This is a genomic window from Marivita cryptomonadis (assembly GCF_002115725.1).
In the GTDB taxonomy this organism is placed as follows: Bacteria; Pseudomonadota; Alphaproteobacteria; order Rhodobacterales; family Rhodobacteraceae; genus Marivita; species Marivita cryptomonadis.
In genome coordinates this window covers 64,178-83,548 of the sequence record NZ_JFKD01000008.1, presented here as the reverse complement: position 1 = coordinate 83,548, position 19,371 = coordinate 64,178, and the positions used below count along the sequence as shown (strand labels likewise).

Below are 19,371 nucleotides of genomic sequence, written 5' to 3'. Positions count from 1 at the left end.
ACCTAACCCTTTGCCATTTTGGCTTTTTTAGCGCGCAACATACTGAACAGCTTGCGTGCAAATCCCGGTTTGTTGTTCTGTTCTGCCCGGCTGATGGCCATTGCCCCATCCGGCACGTCTTTGGTCACCACTGTGGCGGTGGCCGTCATCGCCTCATCGCCGACCGTGACAGGGGCGATGAGCATTGTGTTTGATCCAATGAACGTGTCGCGGCCAATGATAGTCTTATGTTTCATCACGCCGTCGTAATTGCAGGTGATGGTGCCCGCGCCGACATTCGTACGCGCGCCGATCTGGGCGTCACCGATGTAGGTCAGGTGATTGACCTTTGCGCCTTCGTCGATAGTGGCGTTCTTGATCTCAACGAAGTTACCGATGTGCACATGTTCGGCCAGTTCCGCACCGGGACGCAGGCGGGCAAAGGGGCCCACGGTTGCGCCACGGCTGACATGGGCACCTTCCAAATGGCTGAAGGCGCGGATGCGTGCACCGGATTCGACGGTGACACCGGGAGCGAAGATCACGTTGGGTTCGATTTCCGCGTCGCGGCCGATAATGGTGTCGAAGGACAGAAACACTGTGTCAGGGGCCTGCATCATCACTCCGTCTTCGATCAGAGCGCGGCGTTTGGAGTGTTGAAACAATGCTTCCGCCGAGGCGAGTTCCAGACGGGAATTGATGCCCAGCGTTTCCGCCTCGTCGCAGGTCACTGCAGTGGCTTTGAGACCGCGCGCATTGGCGATTCCAACAATATCGGGCAGATAGTACTCGCCTGCGGCATTGTCATTGCCGACCGCCCCTAGCAGATCGAACAGCAGGTCCTTGCTGACGCAAACCACACCCGAGTTGCAAAGCGACACCGCGCGTTCGGCCTCTGTTGCGTCCTTGAATTCGACGATCTGCATCAACGCAGAGCCGTCCACGATCAGGCGGCCATACCGGCCGGGGTCGACGGCTTCAAACCCAAGCACCACGACGTCACTTGACGTGCGCGCCGCGATCATTTGTTCGAGGGTTTCCGTGGTGATGAACGGCGTGTCGCCATAGAGCACGATCACATCGCCCTCGAACCCGTCTAACGCTGTCTTTGCCTGTGCGACAGCATGGGCTGTGCCAAGCTGTTCGTCCTGACGCACTGCGATCGCGTCGGCGTCGAAATCCTGTGCAGCTGCTTCGACCAGATCCGCACCGTGGCCTGTAACGACGATGGTGCGCTCGGGCTCCAAGGCCGATGCGGACAGCATGGCGTGGTGCAGCAACGGTGCACCGCCGATCTTGTGCAGGACTTTCGGAAGGTCCGATTCCATGCGGGTGCCCTTGCCTGCCGCAAGAATGACCAATGCTGTGCTCATCAGGTTTCTCTTTGTCTTTTGCCTGTGGTCCTTTTATCGGTCTTGGGGCGTGCCGCAAGGCGCGAGATTTCACACATGGTTGCGACTTGTGACAGGAGACACGCAGTGCGTACGGTAATTTTCGATCTCGACGGCACGCTGGCCGATACAAGTGGCGACCTGATCGCGGCGGCCAACCATTGCTTTGACCAGATGGGATTTGAGACCCGGCTTGATCCGGTCGCGGATGCGGGAACGGCGCTAAGAGGCGGGCGAGCGATGCTGACGCTTGGTCTGGAACGGGCTGGGCAGTATTCCGCCGAACTGGTCGATCAGTACTACTCGGTGCTGTTGTCGGCCTATGGAGATGCGATTGACACCTACACCGTGCTCTACCCCGGCGCGATGGAAGCGGTCGAGGTCCTTAAGTCGAACGGAATGGCGGTGGGTATCTGTACCAACAAGCCCGAAGGCCTTGCAGAGACGCTGATGACACGGCTCGGTGTGCGCGGCGCGTTCGGGTCATTGATCGGGGCGGACACGCTGCCCACCCGTAAACCCGATGCCGCGCCCTACATCGCGGCGGTCGAGCGGGCAGGTGGCATTGTTACACAAAGCTGTCTGATTGGGGACACAGTCACCGACCGCGACACCGCCCGCGCCGTGGGCGTGGCCTGTGTGCTGGTCGGCTTTGGTCCGGCGGGTGGCGATATGGCCGCGCTGGAACCGGATGCGATCATTCAGCATTTCGACGAATTGCCCGAAGTCGCGACGCGGCTGCTGGGTTAGTCCGATCCGTAAAGCGGTACAGTCGACATCGACACTTTGGCCGATCCGTCCGTGAGTTCAGCCGCGTGGGCGATGTAAATCAGCGTCTGGTTCTTCTCGTCGAAGATACGCTTCACTCTAAGCGACTTGAGAACGATCGACCGCGATGCGCGGAATACGTCTTCGCCGTCGTCGTCGCGGTCGATATCGCCGATTGTTATCGGGCCTGTCTGGCGGCAAGAGATTGACGCGTTCGATGGATCCTCAAACCAGTTGCCTTTGCTCAGCCGGTCGATTAGCCCGCGTTCGAAATAGGCGATGTGGCAGGTCACACCCGCCACATCCGGGTCGGCGATGGCTTCGATGATGATGTCATTGCCAACCCAATCAACGCCAACTTCGCCCACCTGTTCGGCCCGCGCTGGGGTCAGTGAAAGCAGGCCAAGAAGGCAGGCGGTTCCCAATCTGGTCATGTGCAGTCCTTAAAAGTGGATTATGCCGTATGTGCCGGTATCGGGTTTGGCATCGGTGACATTCGCCTTGATCGTCTCGAACAGGTATTTGGCGGTGCCATCGGTGGCCCAAATCTCGGCTTCGGATGGAGTGTATTTCATCAATCGAACCGAGTCATCCTCGCGCCCATTGTCAAACCATGCAGCGGCCATCGGTGACCAAAGCTCATCCAGTTTGTCGCTGTCCTGCGACACCGACAGATGCCCTTTGATGGTGCCGTACATGTGGCCCGCCGAATCGCAGAGGTAGATTTTGGCTTCGTCACCAGTTTTCGCGGCCTTGAAGCTGTCGTGATCAGCGGATGTGATGAACCAGATCGCGTCGTCTTCTTGGCGTGCCAAGGGCGCCATCGGCACAGGTGTTCCGTCGCCAGCGCCAAGCAGAATGACGTGAATCTTGCTCATATTGCTCCAGAAAGTATCGGTCAGTGTGGCTGTCATAAAGATGTCCTTTCGCTATTGATGCGGTTCGCTCTCCCAACGCCCGATGCTGCGGACAGTTCCTTGCGCTTGACCTGATGCCGGGGTTTCTCGTAAGATTTGAACAAGTGTTCAATAAATCCGCTTGGGGAGAGGCGAATGTTCAACGCGACCATGCAGTTTGATCTTGGGGAAGACGTCAATTCCCTTCGCGAAATGGTGCATCGCTGGGCGCAGGAGCGGGTGAAGCCGATGGCGGCCGACATCGACCGCACGAACGAGTTTCCGCCCGGACTGTGGACCGAGATGGGGGAACTGGGCCTGCTGGGCATCACCGTCGACGAACAATACGGCGGTGCGGGCATGGGATATCTTGCGCACACTGTCGCGGTGGAAGAGGTCGCGCGGGCGTCGGCCTCAGTGTCGTTGTCCTATGGCGCACATTCCAACCTGTGCGTGAACCAGATCAAACTGAATGGCAGTGACGCGCAGAAAGCCAAGTACTTGCCGGGTCTGATCTCGGGCGAGCATGTGGGTGCATTGGCCATGTCCGAACCGGGTGCCGGGTCGGACGTTGTGTCGATGAAGCTGCGCGCTGAAAAGCGAAATGATCATTACAAGCTGAACGGCAACAAATACTGGATCACCAACGGACCGGATGCGGACACGCTGGTGGTCTATGCCAAGACTGACCCCGATGCCGGGTCCAAGGGCATCACCGCCTTCCTGATTGAAAAGACGATGAAAGGCTTCAGCACCTCCCCGCATTTCGACAAGCTGGGGATGCGTGGATCGAACACCGCCGAGTTGATTTTCGACGATGTCGAAGTGCCGTTCGAGAACGTCTTGGGCGAAGAGGGCCGCGGCGTACGCGTTCTGATGTCCGGTCTGGATTACGAACGTGTGGTGCTTGCTGGGATCGGCCTTGGCATCATGGCCGCATGTCTGGACGAAATCATGCCCTACATGGCCGAGCGCAAGCAGTTCGGCCAGCCTATTGGCAGCTTCCAGCTGATGCAGGGCAAGATGGCGGACATGTATACCGCGATGAATTCCGCGCGTGCGTATGTCTATGAGGTGGCCAAGGCCTGCGACCGGGGCGATGTGACCCGTCAGGACGCCGCCGCCTGCTGCCTTTACGCCAGCGAACAGGCGATGGTGCAGGCGCATCAGGCGGTGCAAGCTATGGGTGGCGCAGGGTTCCTGTCGGACGCGCCGGTGGCGCGCATATTCCGCGATGCCAAGCTGATGGAGATCGGGGCGGGCACCTCCGAGATCCGCCGAATGCTTGTCGGCCGCGAGATGATGGCGGCGATGGGATGAAGCGCAATCCGAAAAGTGGGCACCGGTTTTCGGAATGAATTGCGCGTTGTCAAAAATGCAAAGAGGATCGCGTTGATGACACTGAAAAGCTTGATCCTCTGATGCCGGGCTGGGTCTGGTGGGTGCCTCTTGGGCTTGCCACACTGGTCGGCGCACTCTTGGCGTTCCGCTATGGCTGGATCGCTGCCACGATAACGGAGACAGATGTGATCAATGCGATGGCTTCCCGCTATGTGACCCAAGACGGTGGACCCGGTGCAACAGCTGGCGATTGTGTCGGTCTGGCGGGGCAAGTGGATGGCGCGTGGATCACTGTGCGCTGTGGCCCGCGCGTTTACCATGTGAACCGGTTTGGGCGGCTGATCGCGACCAGCGGAGCCGATGGATTCGAAAGGCCTTCGACATGACGACCCGTCCGATGTTGCGACCTGCCGCTTATGATGCCCTGTGTAAAAGGTTCGACTGGGACCTGCCCACATCGCTGAACATGGCGCATCAGGTGTGCGATGGTTGGGCTGCGACAGAGCCTGACCGTATAGCGATCCTCGAAGTTACGCCCGAGCGGATGCGCAGGGTCACGTATGGCGATCTGTGGTACCGGTCGCGGCAGGTCGAGGTGGCGCTGATCGAACGCGGTGTGATGAAGGGTGACCGGGTCGGCGTGTTGCTGTCGCAATCACCTCTTTGCGCCGCCGCACATATCGCTGCGTGGCGGTTGGGGGCAATTTCGGTGCCGTTGTTCAAGCTGTTCCGCACCGACGCGCTGAAATCCCGGATTGATGATGCGGGGCTGGGTGTTGTTGTGACCGACCTTGAAGGCGTCGTGCAACTGACCGGGCTGGGCGTGGCGACCGTGGCCCGCAGCGATTTGGGGGCGTCATCCGGCACCCGCGCGATTGTTGAGACCGGACCCGAAGATGCAGCGGTGTTGATGTATACGAGCGGCACAACCGGGTCGCCCAAGGGAGCATTGCACGGGCATCGAATGCTGACCGGCCATTTGCCCGGTGTCGAGATGAGCCACGACTTCTTGGGCCAAGATGGCGACGTGATCTGGACCCCTGCGGATTGGGCGTGGATCGGTGGCCTGTTCGACGTGCTCATGCCGGGGCTTGCGTTGGGTGTGCCGGTGGTTGCGGCGCGCATGCCGAAGTTTTCGGTCGAAGAATGCGCAAGGATTTGCCGGGAAGGCACTGTGCGCAATGTATTTTTCCCGCCAACCGCGCTTCGGATGCTCAAGGCAGCGGATGCGCGGATCGACGGCTTGCGGTCGATCGCCAGCGGAGGTGAGCCGCTCGGTGCCGAGATGCTGGCTTGGGGCCGCGAGGCGTTCGGCGTGACCATCAACGAATTTTACGGCCAGACCGAATGCAACATGATCGTGTCGTCTTGTGGCGCGTCCTTCGATGCCGTGCCGGGGTCGATGGGCCGTGCGGTGCCGGGGCATCAGGTGTCAGTGATCGGGCCGGATGGCTTGCCCTGCGAGGGTGAGGGCGACATCGCCGTGCGCCGCGGATCGGCGTCGATGATGCTGGAATACTGGCGCAAACCCGACGCGACCGCCGAGAAGTTCCGGGGCGATTGGATGATCACCGGCGATCGCGGGATCAAGGACGGGGATACCATCACCTTTCTGGGGCGCGAGGACGACGTGATCACCTCAGCGGGTTATCGCATCGGACCGGCTGAGATTGAGGATTGCCTGCTGACCCATCCGGCGGTGGCGACGTGCGGTGTTGTGGGCAAGCCCGACGCGCTGCGCACCGAGATCGTCAAGGCCTATGTGGTTCTTAAAGAAGGCGTTGACGCATCGGTAACAGATCTTCAGTCATGGGTGAAGGATCGCCTTGCAAGCTATTCGTATCCAAGAGAAATCGAGTTTTTGACAGATCTGCCGATGACCGTCACCGGAAAAGTCATCCGCAAGGAATTGAAAGCGCGCGCTGCTCAGGAGGACAAGGCATGAAACGGGGTTTGATGATGGCGGCGCTGCTCTGTGTTCCTCAGGTCGGCACAGCTCAAGAGTTCACGATAGACCAACAAATCGTGCGTGACTGCTTCGAGAATACCGAGATCGGTGCGCTTTATCCCTTCTGTCTTGGAGAGGCGTCCGGCCAGTGTCAGGAACAGCCGGGCGGATCGACCACCATCGGGATTTCAGAGTGTATTCAGGCGGAAACTGCGATGTGGGATGTGCTCCTCAACGAAGAATACAAATGGACACAGATGGCGAATGAAACTGCGGACGAGCAGGGGCTGTCGCAGGTGCTGGACCGCTCTGACGCATTGCGCGATGCACAACGGGCATGGATCGTCTTTCGCGATGCCGATTGTGCGGCACGCTACGCAATGTGGCAGGACGGCACGATCCGAACCATCGTTGGTGCCAATTGCCACCTGACAATGACGGCACAGCGCGCCATCGAATTGCGCGATATGCGAGGGCAATAAGATGAAACTTCGGTCACAGGCGATTGCGTCGTCGGAGCAGTTCAAGGCGAACATTGCCGCGCATGAAGACGCGCTGCGCGTGGTTCGTGAGGCAGCCGATCTTGCGGCTGCAGGAGGTGGAGAACGGTCACGCGAGCGGCATGTCTCGCGGGGCAAGATGCTGCCTCGAGACCGGGTGGCCAACCTGCTCGACCCCGGATCGCCCTTTCTGGAGGTGGGTGCTGTGGCGGCACATGGGCTTTATGACGGGGCGGCCCCTGCTGCCGGGGTGATCGCAGGAATTGGCCGGGTGATGGGCCGTCAGGTCATGGTGGTGTGCAACGACGCCACTGTGAAGGGCGGCACGTATTATCCGATGACCGTCAAGAAACACCTCCGGGCGCAAGAGATCGCGGAAGAGAACCATTTACCCTGCATCTATCTTGTGGATTCGGGTGGCGCGAACCTTCCTCAGCAGGATGAAGTGTTCCCCGACCGCGACCATTTTGGGCGGATTTTCTACAATCAAGCCCGGATGAGCGCCAAGGGCATTGCGCAGATTGCCGTGGTGATGGGGTCTTGCACAGCTGGCGGCGCTTATGTGCCCGCGATGTCGGACGTGACGATCATCGTCAAGGAACAGGGCACGATCTTCCTTGCCGGCCCGCCGCTGGTAAAGGCCGCGACGGGTGAGGTGGTGACAGCCGAAGACTTGGGTGGCGGTGACGTGCACACGCGGCTTTCGGGTGTGGCCGATTATCTGGCCGAAGATGACGGGCATGCGCTTGCCTTGGCGCGGCGTGCCGTTGGGTCTTTGGGGGCAGGGTTGACCTCCGGCCTACGGCAACCGGCAGAAGACCCGGCGTATGATCCGGACGAGATCTTCGGCGTGGTGCCGGGCGACTTGCGCACGCCCTATGATATTCGCGAAGTGATCGCGCGGGTGGTGGACGGATCCTATTTCGACGAATTCAAGCCGCGCTTTGGCGAGACATTGGTGACCGGGTTTGCACATGTTGATGGCTGGCCAGTGGGGATTATCGCCAACAATGGTGTGCTGTTCTCTGAAGCCGCCCAAAAGGGTGCCCATTTCGTCGAGCTGTGTTCGCAGCGCAAGATCCCTCTGGTGTTCCTGCAGAACATCACCGGCTTTATGGTGGGCCGGAAATACGAGAACGAGGGCATCGCGCGGCATGGGGCAAAGATGGTGACGGCCGTGGCCTGTACCTCGGTGCCAAAGATCACCATGCTGGTGGGGGGCTCTTTTGGTGCGGGCAATTACGGCATGGCGGGACGCGCCTATCAGCCGCGCTTTTTGTGGACATGGCCGAATTCGCGCATTTCTGTCATGGGCGGCGAACAGGCGGCGGGCGTTTTGGCGACCGTGAAGCGCGACGCGATGGAGAAGCGCGGCGAGTCGTGGTCGGTCGAGGACGAAGCGGCTTTCAAAAAGCCGACCGTCGATATGTTCGAAGAACAGGCGCACCCGCTCTATGCCTCGGCCCGGCTGTGGGATGACGGGATCGTTGACCCCCGCAAGACTCGGTCGGTGCTGTCTTTGTCGCTGGAGGCGGCGCTGAATGCACCCATCGGGGACACGCGGTTTGGTGTGTTCCGCATGTAATTGGAGGCCAGCCCCCAAACGCAGGTTGACTTGGGGGCCAGCCCCCAAACCCCCGGAGTTTACGGGCAAGATGAAGAGAAGCGGTGGTGCGAGATGTTTGACACGATCCTGATAGCCAACCGGGGCGAGATCGCCTGCCGGGTGATCGACACCTGCCGTCGTCTGGGGGTGCGCACCGTGGCGGTGCATTCGGATGTGGACGCGCAGGCGCGCCATGTCGAGATGGCGGATGTCGCCGTTTCGCTTGGCGGAGCATCGCCTGCGGAGAGCTATCTGCGGGGTGATGCGATCATTGCGGCTGCGCAGGCCACTGGCGCGCAGGCGATCCATCCGGGCTATGGCTTTTTGTCCGAAAACCCGGAATTCGTTGACGCGGTCGAGGCGGCGGGGCTGGTGTTCATCGGGCCTTCGGCCTCGGCAATCCGGGCGATGGGCCTGAAGGACGCGGCCAAGGCGTTGATGGCGGAGGCGGGGGTTCCCGTGGTGCCGGGGTATCAAGGTGTGGATCAATCGCCGGAGTTATTGGCCAAAGAGGCCGAGGCGATTGGCTATCCGGTGCTCATCAAGGCAGTGGCCGGGGGCGGTGGCAAGGGAATGCGACTGGTCGAGGCGCCCAAGGGGTTCGCCGATGCGTTGGCTTCGGCCCAGTCCGAGGCAAAGACCGCCTTTGGCAATCCTCACGTGCTGATCGAGAAATACATCACCAGCCCGCGTCACATCGAGGTGCAGGTCTTTGGGGATGGCGAGACGGCGGTGCATCTGTTCGAGCGGGATTGTTCGTTGCAGCGGCGCCATCAGAAGGTGATCGAGGAAGCTCCCGCGCCTGGGATGACACCCGAGATGCGGGACGCGATGGGCCACGCGGCGGTGCGTGCGGCAGAGGCCATTGGTTACAAGGGCGCGGGGACGGTTGAGTTCATCGTTGATGGGGCGGACGGGCTGCGCCCAGACGGGTTCTGGTTCATGGAGATGAACACGCGCCTGCAGGTGGAGCATCCGGTGACCGAGGCGATCACGGGTGTCGATCTTGTGGAATGGCAGCTGCGTGTGGCGGCTGGCGAGCCTTTGCCCTGTGTGCAAGGCGACCTGACGATCACAGGGCACAGTTTTGAGGCGCGGCTCTACGCCGAGGACGTGCCAGCCGGGTTCCTGCCGGCAACCGGGCGTTTGGCGCATTTGGCTTTTCCCAAGGCTGCGCGGGCCGATACCGGGGTCAGGACGGGGGATGTGATTTCACCGCATTATGATCCGATGATTGCCAAGGTCATTGTGCATGGTTCATCGCGTGCGGTTGCCTTGCGCAAGCTACGGCAGGCTTTGGCGGAGACACAGGTGGCTGGAACCGTCACCAATCTTGCCTTTCTGGGGGCTTTGGCGCGGCACGAGGGGTTCTCGGTTGGTGATGTCGATACAGGGTTGATCGGGCGCGACCTTGCGGCTTTGACAGATGTGCCGGACCTCGCGCCAGCAGTCACCGCGCAGGCGGTTCTGGCGCTGGTTGGTTTGGACCGTGCGCCGCAACCCTTGGACGGTTTTGCGCTTTGGGCTCCGGTGGCGCAGGAGTTGGCAGTGGCGTTTGGTGAGGACATCCTCGGGTGTCTGATTACGACCCGTGGTCCGGGTGAGATCGACGTGGCGGTCAACGGGCAGATCGTGGCGGCGCGTTATGGTGCCAATGGCTGGCGCTTTGATGGGCAACCCGGTGCGGCAGTGTTCGTTGAAGACGGGGTTGCAACGGTGTTTGGAGACCCGACAACAGTGCTGCGCCGTGTTGATCCGCTGGATGTGGAGGCCGGGGCCGGGGCGTCGGGCGATCTGATCGAAGCACCGATGCCGGGATTGGTGCGGCAGGTCTTTGTCAGCGCCGGGGCCACGGTTGCCAAGGGAGACAGGCTGGCCATACTCGAGGCGATGAAGATGGAGCATTCCCTGCTTGCCGCGCGTGACGGTGTTGTTGCCGAGGTCATGGCCCAAGCCGGGTCTCAGGTCGAGGCGGGTGCGGTGCTGATCCGTCTGGAAGAGGAAGAGATATGATCCGATTGCACCATTGCCCTCAGACCCGGTCCATGCGGACGCTTTGGCTGCTCTATGAGCTTGAGGTTGACTTTGAAGTCGTGCTGCATGCCTTCGACAGGTCGTTGCGGGATCCGGAATACCTGTCGTTGTCCCCTGCGGGGCGTGTTCCTGCGCTAGAGATCGACGGCGAGCGGATGTTCGAGACCGGGGCGATCACTGAATATCTGTGTGAGCGGTTCCCGGAGGCGAATATGGGGCGTGGGCCGGATGATCCGGACCGGATGGCCTGGCTGGTCTGGGTGCATTTTGCGGAAACCATCAGCCAGCACGCGGCGGCGCTGACGCAGCAGCATATCATGCTTTATGAGGACGCGATGCGCTCACCGGTTGTGATGAAGCTGGAAGCCGCACGGTTGGGCAAATGTTATGACGCGCTTGAGGCGCGGCTGTCGACGCCGGTGGAAAACCGGGATTATCTGCTGACCAGCGGATTTTCTGCAGCAGATGTGTCGGTTGGACAGGCGATCTATATGGCGCGGCATTTTGCCAAGCTGGGGGGGCATCCGGCGGTGGCCGAATGGTACGAGCGGATCACGGAGCGGCCGGAGTTCCAGAAATCGCTGCCGGAAGCGGGCACCGGGCTTTACGCGCAGGAGTTTTACCCGGCGTGGGAGGCAGCTGGCTGATGTCAGGCCGTGCATATTTGGAAAAAGAAGAAGCAGGGGGATGGCGCGTTGACCGAGCGGGTCGAAATTTTTGAGGTAGGACCGCGCGACGGGTTGCAGAACGAAGCGCGTTTGATCCCGGTCGAAGAAAAGATCGCTCTGGTCGATTGTCTGTCTCTGGCCGGGTTCCGGCGGATCGAATGCGCGAGTTTCGTGAGTCCGAAATGGGTGCCGCAGATGGCGGATTCGGCGGCTGTTTTGGCTGGTATTGCGCGGACACCGGAGGTGTCTTACACGGCGCTCACGCCGAACTTGCGGGGGTTCGAGGACGCGTTGGCCGCCGGGGCCGATGAGGTGGCGATTTTCGGATCGGCATCGGAAGGGTTCTCGAAGGCCAATATCAACGCGACCATTGCCGAGAGCCTTGAGCGGTTTCGGCCGGTGGCCGAAGCTGCCGTGGCTGCTGGAGTGCCGCTGCGGGGCTACGTGTCTTGCGTGGTCGAATGTCCCTATGATGGGGTGGTGGCCCCGGACGCCGTGGCGCGGGTGGTGGCGGCGTTGCGGGACATGGGCTGTTACGAGGTATCTTTGGGTGACACGATCGGACGCGCGACACCTGAAAGCATCGTCGCGATGTTGGATGCTGTATTGCAGGAAATGCCGGCAGAGCGATTGGCGGGGCATTACCATGACACGGGTGGTCTGGCCTGTGACAATGTCGAGGCGTCATTGGGCCTTGGCTTGCGGGTCTTCGATGCGGCGGTCGGAGGTTTGGGCGGTTGTCCCTATGCGCCGGGGGCTGCGGGCAACGTGGCGACCGAGGCTGTGGCGGAGCGGGTGGCTTCGCTGGGGTACGAGCACGGTCTGAACATGGATGTGGTCGCCGAGGCGGCTGCAATGGCGCGGAGGATGCGAGGGTGAGTTTGATCCGGGTTGAGACAGATGCGCGTGGGGTGATGACACTGACGCTGGCGCGCGTCGATAAGCACAACGCGTTGTCGGCGCAGATGATGACCGAGTTGGAAGAGGCGGCGCGGCGCTTGGCCAGTGACCCGTCGGTGCGGGTGGTTGTTCTTGCGGCAGAGGGTAAGACCTTTTGTGCGGGTGGTGATCTGGCGTGGATGCGTGAGCAGTTCGACATGGATGCCGATACGCGCCGGGTGGAGAGCCGCCGGATCGCAACTGTTCTGGGCGCGCTTTATGATCTTCCACAGCCGCTCATTGGTCGGGTGCAGGGCAATGCGCTGGGGGGAGGCGTTGGTCTTGTTTCGGTGTGCGACGTGGCAATCGGGGTCACTGGGGCCAAATTTGGGTTTACGGAAACGCGGTTGGGGCTGATCCCGGCCAATATCGGGCCATATGTGCTCGCGCGGATGGGCGGGACACGGGCCTCGGAGGTGTTCATGTCAGCGCGTGTGTTCGGAGCAGAGGAAGCCGTCCGGTTGAACCTGCTCAGCCGTACGGTCGACCCGGACGGTCTGGACGCCGCCATCGAGGCAGAGGTGCTGCCCTACCTGTCCTGCGCACCGGGAGCTGTGGCCGAGGCCAAGGCTCTGATGCGTGACCTTGCCGGTCGGGTGACGCCGGAGCAGGTGGATCTTGCCATCGACGCTTTGGCGCGCCGGTGGCAATCGGACGAGGCGCGCGAAGGGGTGGGCGCCTTTTTCGACAAGCGAGGGCCAAGCTGGCAATGACAGTTCAGATCGCACATCTTTATGCGACAGCAATGCTCGCGATTGCGTTTTTTCAGGTGGCGCTGATCTTTGGCGCGCCACTGGGTCGGTTTACGCAGGGCGGTCAGCACGAAGGCGCGCTGCCGCTGTCGGGTCGCATCATTGCAGCGGTATCGATCCCTGTGGTGCTGTTGCAGGGATTGGCGATCTTGTCGGCGGCCGGATTTCCGGGGCTGGGCTGGCCGGTCTGGACAGGCTGGGTGGCACTTGCCGTGACGGGTGTAAGTACGGTTCTGAACTGGATCACGCCGTCAAAGCCGGAACGCATGGTCTGGGGACCAATCATGCTGGTCCTGTCGGCGATGGGGTTGGTGGTCATGACGGCCTGAGCCGTCAGACGGCCGTTGTGAGCAGGGACAGAAGAGCGGTGAGATCGTCCTCTTCGCCCAAGGACAGAACTTGGGTTTGGATGTCGAGCGCGCGGGCTTGACCGAGCACCGGTTCCGCGTAGGCGCGGTACTTGGACATGACAATCTCTAGAGACACTGGGTTTTCCGGATCACCAAGGGCTTCGGTCGGGCCAGATCGGAGTTCGCGCCCATCATTCAGAACCAAGGTGACGTCGGCAATTCTCTTGGCCGGAAAGGCTGCGTTGTAGGTATCGCTTTCACGGATCACCATAGATCGGGCGAGGCGTTGAATTTCGGGGTTTGAAAAGCTGGCTTCGTTCACGTCTGCAGGGCCGCAGGTCCCACGCACCATGCCAACGGCGGTTGGAAAAGCGGTGGAGTATTGGGCTTCCTCGGTTGTTTTGGGATCAGTGACTGCCAGTCTGCGGGACTGGTGAAAGGTCGTGATGTCGATCCGGGTGACGTCCCGCGAGGTCAGGCCATGGGTTTGGCGCAGGTTCAGCACGGCTTGCAACGGAGGCTGTGCCCACCGACAAACCGGATAGGCCTTGAAATACTGCTCGGTGATCCGCCAATTACCGCCCAGATCGGCCCACAAGTCAGCGACTTCGCCCTGTTCAACAGTGAGGGCTGGTGCGCCGGTAAACCCATCCTGTGCCAGATAGGCGGCGGTCACACCTGCCATCGCGCCCCAGCCTGATCCGTCCTTGACCATCGTGGGATGGTCGATTGTGCGCATCATCTGGCTGCGCGGACCGTGATATTCGGCGATGCCAATCGCTTCGCGGGTTTTCGATGCGTTCAGGCGCAGCACACGCGCGCCCAAAGCGGCCACAGCCACGGCGATCCACGCGCCGGACGTGTGATAGTCAGTGGCTGTCCTGTGCAGGGCGATCCCGGCGCGGGTGCCGATTTCGTATCCGAGAACCAGAGCCGTCAGGAACTCTTGGGCGTCATGGCGCTGTTCGGCTTGCGACATGGCCAAGAGAGATGGGAAAACGCCGCAGCCGACATGGCCTTTGGTGAGTTTATGGCCGTCATGGGCATCCAGCGCGTCTATGGTCATGCCGCCAGCCAGCGCGGCTCCTGCGGGGCTGACCTCGCGCCCGTCAAAGAGCATACGTGCGCCATCGCCGCCAAAGTGGCGGGCCGCATGGGTGTGGATGATCCGCGACAGCGATGTAGCGCGCCCTCCGGCAGCCACACCGATCAGGTCAAGAAGCCATTGGCGGGCGAAACTGCGGACCTCATCTGGCAGGTCGTGATAAGTCGTTTGGTGCAGGAAATCGTGCAAGGTTGTATTCATGGCAGGGGCTTTCGCGGCATTATGGGGCAAGCCTCTGCACGGCGCTTGGTCTGTCGCGGTCAAAAACGACCTTGGAGGTCATTTGTCCGAGAGTGTGTTGACCTTTCCCCGTGCTCAGGGTTTCGTCCAAGAAAGCCGTAACGAAGGAAACCATATGCCACAGATGTCTCATTCCCGAAGATCGGTCCTGTTGGGGGCGGCGGCGCTTTTGGTTGCACCGAAAAGCGCAGGGGCGCAAAGCGCGCCGCAAATGAATGTCTTCAAAGACCCGAATTGCGGCTGTTGTTCGGCGTGGATCGAAATCCTTGAACAGGACGGTTTCATCATCACCACCGAGGCCCGCACCAGCGGTGGATTGGTGCAGGAAAAGATCAAGCGTGGGATTCCGCGAAACATGGCGTCCTGCCATACGGCGGAAATCGAGGGCTATGTGATCGAAGGCCATGTGCCGCCCCGGGACATTCGCAAACTGCTGGCCGAGCGCCCCGATGCCATCGGGCTTGCGGTGCCGGGGATGCCGTTTGGATCGCCGGGGATGGGGCCTGAAAGCCAGCGCGAGGCGTATGAGGTCCACTTGATCCTTCGGGATGGAGCCACAGAGGTCTATACACACTACGACGCAGCAGCCTGACGGATTTGCGGGAGTTCGCCAGCGCGTGCACGGCCTGTGACCCTGCATGAGACACGAGACTCATTTTTCGCAATACAAGCGGACGCGGAGGTGTTCGTGCTCAGTGATCTGGCAGATGCCGCGACGCAACGGCGCGGTCGGGTCGGGTCGTCAGTGCCGCCCAATTGCCGCATGTCCCTAGAAACAGGGGCAAAATCCCCATGATCCATCTGTTTTCACGCAAATATTCGTTGCGTGTAAGATGTTGCCCTGCGGTTGACCCTTGGCAGAGACGGGAGTAGATCAGCCCCAAGTCAACCTCGCCACTTGACGGCGCGTCTTGGTGCGCGATGGGAAAAGGAGCCTCGTCTTGGAAGACATGCTGCGGGAATACCTGCCAATCCTCGTATTTTTGGCCATAGCCATCGGATTGGGCCTTGTCCTGATCCTTGCTGCCGTGATCATCGCGGTGCGCAACCCGGACCCTGAAAAGGTGTCAGCCTATGAATGCGGGTTCAACGCGTTCGACGATGCCCGGATGAAGTTCGATGTACGCTTTTATCTCGTGTCGATCCTCTTCATCATTTTCGATCTGGAAATTGCCTTCCTCTTCCCGTGGGCGGTGGCCTTTCAAGACATTAGTATGACCGGCTTCTGGTCGATGATGGTGTTCTTGGGTGTTTTGACCATCGGTTTTGCCTATGAGTGGAAAAAAGGAGCGCTGGAATGGGAGTGATGGCTGGCGCGAATACCGCAGGGGCGGACAAGGAACACGCAACGCAGGCGCTCAATGCGCAGCTTGCGGACAAGGGGTTCCTTCTGACGTCGACCGAAGACATCATCAACTGGGCGCGTACCGGATCGCTGCACTGGATGACCTTTGGTCTGGCCTGCTGTGCGGTCGAGATGATGCACACCTCGATGCCGCGCTACGATCTTGAACGGTTCGGGACAGCACCGCGCGCATCGCCGCGCCAGTCGGACCTTATGATTGTCGCAGGCACGCTGACCAACAAGATGGCGCCAGCCTTGCGCAAGGTCTACGACCAGATGCCCGAGCCGCGTTACGTGATCTCGATGGGGTCCTGCGCCAATGGTGGTGGGTACTATCACTATAGCTATTCCGTCGTGCGCGGCTGTGACCGGATCGTGCCGGTTGACGTTTACGTGCCGGGCTGCCCGCCGACAGCGGAAGCGCTGCTTTACGGCATCATGGCGCTGCAACGGAAGATCCGCCGGACAGGGACAATTGTACGATGAGTGAAGCCCTCAACGAACTTGGCCAGCATCTTGAGCTCAAACGCACAGATTGCGTGATTGCATGGGACGTGACCCATGGTGAATTGAACGTCGATGTGGCGCCGTCGAATATCGCGGGGTTTGTCGAATTTCTGAAGACCGACAATACCTGCAAGTTCTCGTCGCTGGTGGACATCACGGCGGTGGATTACCCGGATCGCCCCAAGCGGTTCGACGTGGTCTACCACTTCCTGTCGATGTACCAGAACCACCGCATCCGTTTGCGGGTCAGCATCCGCGAAGACGAAATGGTGCCGTCGATCACCGATGTGCATCCCAGCGCCAACTGGTTCGAACGCGAAGTGTTCGACATGTTCGGCATTCTGTTCTCGGGCCATCCGGATCTGCGCCGCATCCTCACGGATTACGGCTTCCGCGGCTATCCCCTGCGCAAGGACTTTCCGACCACGGGTTACACCGAAGTGCGCTACGACGAAGAGAAAAAGCGCGTGGTGTACGAGCCGGTGAGCCTTGTTCAGGAGTACCGGCAGTTCGATTTCATGTCCCCATGGGAAGGCGCGCAATATGTGCTGCCGGGTGACGAAAAGCAGGACGCCAAAGCATGATGGGAGGCGGCGGTGGTTTTCTGTGGTTCTTGGTTATCGGCGTGTTGATCGTCGTGCCCTTCTGGAAGCTGCTGCCTCGTTACGGTCTGCCCAGCTGGGCGGCGCTTTTGACGATTTTCCCGCTGGTCGCCTTGGTCTTTCTCTGGATCATGGCGTTCAAGTCGGATGAGGCAGGGCGGGGCTGATATGGACGCCAGCGCGGCAACCAAAATGCGGACGTTCGACGCGGTTTTCGCGCAGGCTGTGGCGTATTCTGAAGCGGTTTACTACGCACGCGCGGATGTGTTTGCGGATATGTGCCACGACCAATTCAGCATGACGCTGGTGAATGATGACGGCACGACCCAGCATTGGGACAAGGCGGCGTATCTGGAGCGGGTGTCGGGACGGACAGCGTTCAGTGGTGACGCGTCCTACGAGATACTGGGCGTGGATGTCAGCGGCGACTGCATGGCGCGTGTGCATCTTTGGGTGGATGTTCCCCCAGCCCGCTACGAAGATCACCTTGGGTTCGTCCTCACGGATGGATCATGGAAACTGTTGACCAAAGTATTCCGGACGGCGGCCCGTCTGGATGCAGCGGAATGAGGAGAGCATGATGGACGGCTCCAAATTCGACGACGGAAGTATCGACGCGGTCTCTGGCGAACAGAGCATCCGCAACTTCAACATCAACTTTGGCCCACAGCACCCTGCGGCGCACGGTGTTTTGCGCCTTGTTCTTGAGCTGGACGGCGAAATTGTAGAACGCTGCGACCCGCATATCGGCCTGCTGCACCGTGGCACCGAAAAGCTGATGGAAAGCCGGACATATCTGCAGAACCTGCCGTATTTCGACCGGCTGGATTATGTGGCGCCGATGAACCAGGAACATGCATGGTGCTTGGCGATCGAACGCCTCACGGGCGTGGAGGTGCCGCGTCGTGCGTCGCTGATCCGGGTGCTCTATTCCGAGATTGGCCGTGTTCTGAACCACCTGCTCAACGTCACCACACAGGCGATGGACGTGGGCGCGCTGACGCCGCCGCTTTGGGGTTTTGAAGAGCGCGAGAAGCTGATGGTGTTCTACGAGCGGGCCTGTGGAGCGCGTCTGCACGCCGCGTATTTCCGCCCCGGCGGGGTACATCAGGATCTGCCCGGCGATCTGATTGACGATATCGACCAGTGGGCAGATGAATTCCCGCGCGTTCTGGGGGATATCGACGGCCTTCTGACCGAAAACCGCATCTTCAAGCAACGTAACGCTGATATCGGCGTCGTGACCGAAGAGGAAATCCTTGAATGGGGTTTCTCAGGTGTGATGGTGCGTGGATCGGGTCTTGCATGGGATTTGCGCCGCTCGCAGCCTTACGAATGCTATGACGAGTTCGACTTCCAGATCCCGGTGGGCAAGAACGGCGATTGCTATGATCGCTACCTTGTCCGCATGGAAGAGATGCGTCAGTCACTGAAGATCATCAAGCAGGCCATCGAAAAGCTGCGCGCGCCCGAAGGGCAGGGTGATATCCTTGCCCGTGGTAAGGTCACGCCGCCGAAACGGTCCGAGATGAAGACCTCGATGGAAGCGCTGATCCACCACTTCAAACTCTATACCGAAGGTTTCCATGTGCCCGAGGGCGAGGTGTATGCCTGCGTCGAGGCCCCCAAGGGTGAATTCGGCGTCTACCTTGTGGCGGATGGCAGCAACAAACCCTACCGCGCCAAGCTGCGTGCGCCAGGTTTCTTGCACCTGCAAGCGATGGACCATGTGGCCACGGGTCACCAACTGGCCGACGTGGCCGCCATCATCGGTACGATGGATGTCGTGTTCGGAGAGATTGACAGATGACAGCACGGTTCTTTGCTCCTTTGGCAGGTTTGGGCCTGCTTGCTGCCTGTGCCATGCCACCCGAAGGCGTGACGCCGGTTGATCTGGTCGCCTTCGATGAGGCGGTTGCCTCAATCGGTTGTGATCTGGTCGGCGAAAGCGACTACCTGCCAGTGGAACTCCAGACCGGGCTGACGCGCGAGCAGGTGATCCAGACCGCCGCCTTCCGGGTCGCCTCGGAACAGGCTGTGAAACTTGAGAACGGCGGTGTTCGCCTGATCACAGGGAGCTGCGCACCGGAATGATCCGTTTGGCTGTCATAGCTGTTCTGGCCTGTGCCGGACCTGCTGCGATGGCCTTTGAGCCGGGACAGTCGGATTATGTGTTTTCCTCTGATATGAGCGCGCAGGGTTTTGCGCCGTTTGGAACGGGCGGGTCCGGCAACACGCTGTATGGCATGGCCAACGGCTCTGACATCTACCTTTGCTTTCTCTTCGACACACCCGAGAATCAAGCCACGCGACAAACTGCGCTTCTTGCGGAACTGGCTGGAACTGCCAAGAGCCGCACCATACCGAACATTCCCGTTGTCTGTGTGATGACGCAATAGG

24 protein-coding genes are annotated in these 19,371 nt (G+C 60.5%); 20 read left to right on the top strand and 4 right to left on the bottom strand.

The genetic code is table 11. From position 1 onward, the window contains the following. Positions 1-2 precede the first annotated feature (2 nt). Positions 3-1,352 carry a bifunctional UDP-N-acetylglucosamine diphosphorylase/glucosamine-1-phosphate N-acetyltransferase GlmU gene (gene glmU / locus MCRY_RS10650; RefSeq protein ID WP_085629618.1) on the bottom strand — a complete coding sequence of 450 codons (1,350 nt, stop codon included), beginning with the start codon at positions 1,350-1,352 and terminating at the stop codon, positions 3-5. A 105-nt stretch (positions 1,353-1,457) separates the two neighbouring features. On the opposite strand from glmU, the gene MCRY_RS10645 reads away from it, so the two are divergent. Further along, the gene (locus MCRY_RS10645) at positions 1,458-2,120 is read left to right on the top strand and encodes an HAD-IA family hydrolase (protein ID WP_085629616.1); all 663 of its coding nucleotides are present in this window, start codon (positions 1,458-1,460) and stop codon (positions 2,118-2,120) included. On the opposite strand, the gene MCRY_RS10640 is transcribed toward MCRY_RS10645, so the two are convergent. Together MCRY_RS10640 and MCRY_RS10635 are read right to left on the bottom strand one after the other, a co-directional pair. Then, positions 2,117-2,572: a CreA family protein gene (locus MCRY_RS10640; RefSeq protein ID WP_085629614.1), complete on the bottom strand. Its 456-nt coding sequence runs from the start codon at positions 2,570-2,572 to the stop codon at positions 2,117-2,119. The genes MCRY_RS10645 and MCRY_RS10640 overlap by 4 nt on opposite strands. A gap of 9 nt (positions 2,573-2,581) precedes the next feature. Then, positions 2,582-3,052: a pyridoxamine 5'-phosphate oxidase family protein gene (locus tag MCRY_RS10635; RefSeq protein ID WP_085629612.1), complete on the bottom strand. Its 471-nt coding sequence runs from the start codon at positions 3,050-3,052 to the stop codon at positions 2,582-2,584. A 138-nt stretch (positions 3,053-3,190) separates the two neighbouring features. Here MCRY_RS10635 and MCRY_RS10630 point away from each other — a divergent pair, with 138 nt between their 5' ends. From MCRY_RS10630 to MCRY_RS10585, 10 genes are all read left to right on the top strand, one after another. Then, complete coding sequence (locus MCRY_RS10630; RefSeq protein ID WP_085629610.1) at positions 3,191-4,354, top strand: isovaleryl-CoA dehydrogenase; 1,164 nt, start codon at positions 3,191-3,193, stop codon at positions 4,352-4,354. Between the two features lie 101 nt (positions 4,355-4,455). Then, positions 4,456-4,761 carry a hypothetical protein gene (locus MCRY_RS10625; RefSeq protein WP_085629608.1) on the top strand — a complete coding sequence of 102 codons (306 nt, stop codon included), beginning with the start codon at positions 4,456-4,458 and terminating at the stop codon, positions 4,759-4,761. Then, on the top strand, positions 4,758-6,320 hold the full coding sequence (locus MCRY_RS10620) for an AMP-binding protein (protein WP_085629606.1): 1,563 nt from the start codon (positions 4,758-4,760) through the stop codon (positions 6,318-6,320). The genes MCRY_RS10625 and MCRY_RS10620 overlap by 4 nt, the downstream gene beginning before the upstream one ends. After that, complete coding sequence (locus tag MCRY_RS10615; protein ID WP_085629604.1) at positions 6,317-6,805, top strand: lysozyme inhibitor LprI family protein; 489 nt, start codon at positions 6,317-6,319, stop codon at positions 6,803-6,805. The genes MCRY_RS10620 and MCRY_RS10615 overlap by 4 nt, the downstream gene beginning before the upstream one ends. 1 nt (position 6,806) lies before the next feature. After that, on the top strand, positions 6,807-8,408 hold the full coding sequence (locus MCRY_RS10610) for a carboxyl transferase domain-containing protein (RefSeq protein WP_085629602.1): 1,602 nt from the start codon (positions 6,807-6,809) through the stop codon (positions 8,406-8,408). 93 nt (positions 8,409-8,501) lie between these two features. Next, on the top strand, positions 8,502-10,442 hold the full coding sequence (locus MCRY_RS10605; protein ID WP_085629600.1) for an ATP-binding protein: 1,941 nt from the start codon (positions 8,502-8,504) through the stop codon (positions 10,440-10,442). Then, positions 10,439-11,110: a glutathione S-transferase family protein gene (locus MCRY_RS10600; protein WP_085629598.1), complete on the top strand. Its 672-nt coding sequence runs from the start codon at positions 10,439-10,441 to the stop codon at positions 11,108-11,110. Before MCRY_RS10605 ends, MCRY_RS10600 begins: the two co-directional genes overlap by 4 nt. Before the next feature lie 48 nt (positions 11,111-11,158). After that, positions 11,159-12,010 carry a hydroxymethylglutaryl-CoA lyase gene (locus tag MCRY_RS10595; protein ID WP_085629857.1) on the top strand — a complete coding sequence of 284 codons (852 nt, stop codon included), beginning with the start codon at positions 11,159-11,161 and terminating at the stop codon, positions 12,008-12,010. Beyond that, a complete protein-coding gene (locus MCRY_RS10590; protein ID WP_085629596.1) occupies positions 12,007-12,783 on the top strand; it encodes a crotonase/enoyl-CoA hydratase family protein in 777 nt (258 codons plus the stop codon). The genes MCRY_RS10595 and MCRY_RS10590 overlap by 4 nt, the downstream gene beginning before the upstream one ends. Beyond that, positions 12,780-13,151, top strand: a complete 372-nt coding sequence (locus MCRY_RS10585; protein WP_171046200.1) for a hypothetical protein — start codon at positions 12,780-12,782, stop codon at positions 13,149-13,151. Before MCRY_RS10590 ends, MCRY_RS10585 begins: the two co-directional genes overlap by 4 nt. 4 nt (positions 13,152-13,155) lie before the next feature. Here the strand turns inward: MCRY_RS10585 and MCRY_RS10580 are convergent, their stop codons facing one another. Next, on the bottom strand, positions 13,156-14,478 hold the full coding sequence (locus MCRY_RS10580; RefSeq protein WP_085629594.1) for an MmgE/PrpD family protein: 1,323 nt from the start codon (positions 14,476-14,478) through the stop codon (positions 13,156-13,158). 154 nt (positions 14,479-14,632) lie between these two features. Between MCRY_RS10580 and MCRY_RS10575 the strand changes: the two genes are divergently transcribed. The 9 genes from MCRY_RS10575 (at position 14,633) to MCRY_RS10535 (ending at position 19,370) form a co-directional block, all read left to right on the top strand. Further along, positions 14,633-15,109 carry a DUF411 domain-containing protein gene (locus tag MCRY_RS10575; RefSeq protein WP_212747379.1) on the top strand — a complete coding sequence of 159 codons (477 nt, stop codon included), beginning with the start codon at positions 14,633-14,635 and terminating at the stop codon, positions 15,107-15,109. 349 nt (positions 15,110-15,458) lie between these two features. Next, on the top strand, positions 15,459-15,824 hold the full coding sequence (locus MCRY_RS10570; RefSeq protein WP_085629592.1) for an NADH-quinone oxidoreductase subunit A: 366 nt from the start codon (positions 15,459-15,461) through the stop codon (positions 15,822-15,824). Next, positions 15,824-16,348, top strand: coding sequence for a NuoB/complex I 20 kDa subunit family protein (locus MCRY_RS10565; RefSeq protein WP_085629851.1), 525 nt, complete (start codon positions 15,824-15,826; stop codon positions 16,346-16,348). The genes MCRY_RS10570 and MCRY_RS10565 overlap by 1 nt, the downstream gene beginning before the upstream one ends. Further along, complete coding sequence (locus MCRY_RS10560; protein WP_085629590.1) at positions 16,345-16,953, top strand: NADH-quinone oxidoreductase subunit C; 609 nt, start codon at positions 16,345-16,347, stop codon at positions 16,951-16,953. The genes MCRY_RS10565 and MCRY_RS10560 overlap by 4 nt, the downstream gene beginning before the upstream one ends. Then, entirely contained in the window at positions 16,950-17,138 is a 189-nt protein-coding gene (locus MCRY_RS10555; protein WP_238939630.1) for a hypothetical protein, read from the top strand. Before MCRY_RS10560 ends, MCRY_RS10555 begins: the two co-directional genes overlap by 4 nt. Before the next feature lies 1 nt (position 17,139). Continuing rightward, on the top strand, positions 17,140-17,541 hold the full coding sequence (locus MCRY_RS10550; RefSeq protein WP_171046199.1) for a nuclear transport factor 2 family protein: 402 nt from the start codon (positions 17,140-17,142) through the stop codon (positions 17,539-17,541). Between the two features lie 10 nt (positions 17,542-17,551). Further along, on the top strand, positions 17,552-18,781 hold the full coding sequence (locus MCRY_RS10545; RefSeq protein WP_171046206.1) for an NADH-quinone oxidoreductase subunit D: 1,230 nt from the start codon (positions 17,552-17,554) through the stop codon (positions 18,779-18,781). Further along, positions 18,778-19,065, top strand: coding sequence for a hypothetical protein (locus MCRY_RS10540; RefSeq protein WP_085629584.1), 288 nt, complete (start codon positions 18,778-18,780; stop codon positions 19,063-19,065). The genes MCRY_RS10545 and MCRY_RS10540 overlap by 4 nt, the downstream gene beginning before the upstream one ends. Beyond that, complete coding sequence (locus MCRY_RS10535) at positions 19,062-19,370, top strand: hypothetical protein (RefSeq protein ID WP_085629582.1); 309 nt, start codon at positions 19,062-19,064, stop codon at positions 19,368-19,370. The genes MCRY_RS10540 and MCRY_RS10535 overlap by 4 nt, the downstream gene beginning before the upstream one ends. Position 19,371 lies beyond the last annotated feature (1 nt).

Bases quoted from the DNA above. Each gene is read 5' to 3' on its own strand.
- glmU (WP_085629618.1), bottom strand. From the start codon at position 1,352: ATGAGCACAGCATTGGTCATTCTTGCGGCAGGCAAGGGCACCCGCATG.
- MCRY_RS10640 (WP_085629614.1), bottom strand. From the start codon at position 2,572: ATGACCAGATTGGGAACCGCCTGCCTTCTTGGCCTGCTTTCACTGACC.
- MCRY_RS10635 (WP_085629612.1), bottom strand. From the start codon at position 3,052: ATGACAGCCACACTGACCGATACTTTCTGGAGCAATATGAGCAAGATT.
- MCRY_RS10630 (WP_085629610.1), top strand. From the start codon at position 3,191: ATGTTCAACGCGACCATGCAGTTTGATCTTGGGGAAGACGTCAATTCC.
- MCRY_RS10625 (WP_085629608.1), top strand. From the start codon at position 4,456: ATGCCGGGCTGGGTCTGGTGGGTGCCTCTTGGGCTTGCCACACTGGTC.
- MCRY_RS10620 (WP_085629606.1), top strand. From the start codon at position 4,758: ATGACGACCCGTCCGATGTTGCGACCTGCCGCTTATGATGCCCTGTGT.
- MCRY_RS10615 (WP_085629604.1), top strand. From the start codon at position 6,317: ATGAAACGGGGTTTGATGATGGCGGCGCTGCTCTGTGTTCCTCAGGTC.
- MCRY_RS10610 (WP_085629602.1), top strand. From the start codon at position 6,807: ATGAAACTTCGGTCACAGGCGATTGCGTCGTCGGAGCAGTTCAAGGCG.
- MCRY_RS10605 (WP_085629600.1), top strand. From the start codon at position 8,502: ATGTTTGACACGATCCTGATAGCCAACCGGGGCGAGATCGCCTGCCGG.
- MCRY_RS10600 (WP_085629598.1), top strand. From the start codon at position 10,439: ATGATCCGATTGCACCATTGCCCTCAGACCCGGTCCATGCGGACGCTT.
- MCRY_RS10585 (WP_171046200.1), top strand. From the start codon at position 12,780: ATGACAGTTCAGATCGCACATCTTTATGCGACAGCAATGCTCGCGATT.
- MCRY_RS10580 (WP_085629594.1), bottom strand. From the start codon at position 14,478: ATGAATACAACCTTGCACGATTTCCTGCACCAAACGACTTATCACGAC.
- MCRY_RS10575 (WP_212747379.1), top strand. From the start codon at position 14,633: ATGCCACAGATGTCTCATTCCCGAAGATCGGTCCTGTTGGGGGCGGCG.
- MCRY_RS10565 (WP_085629851.1), top strand. From the start codon at position 15,824: ATGGCTGGCGCGAATACCGCAGGGGCGGACAAGGAACACGCAACGCAG.
- MCRY_RS10560 (WP_085629590.1), top strand. From the start codon at position 16,345: ATGAGTGAAGCCCTCAACGAACTTGGCCAGCATCTTGAGCTCAAACGC.
- MCRY_RS10555 (WP_238939630.1), top strand. From the start codon at position 16,950: ATGATGGGAGGCGGCGGTGGTTTTCTGTGGTTCTTGGTTATCGGCGTG.
- MCRY_RS10550 (WP_171046199.1), top strand. From the start codon at position 17,140: ATGGACGCCAGCGCGGCAACCAAAATGCGGACGTTCGACGCGGTTTTC.
- MCRY_RS10545 (WP_171046206.1), top strand. From the start codon at position 17,552: ATGGACGGCTCCAAATTCGACGACGGAAGTATCGACGCGGTCTCTGGC.
- MCRY_RS10540 (WP_085629584.1), top strand. From the start codon at position 18,778: ATGACAGCACGGTTCTTTGCTCCTTTGGCAGGTTTGGGCCTGCTTGCT.
- MCRY_RS10535 (WP_085629582.1), top strand. From the start codon at position 19,062: ATGATCCGTTTGGCTGTCATAGCTGTTCTGGCCTGTGCCGGACCTGCT.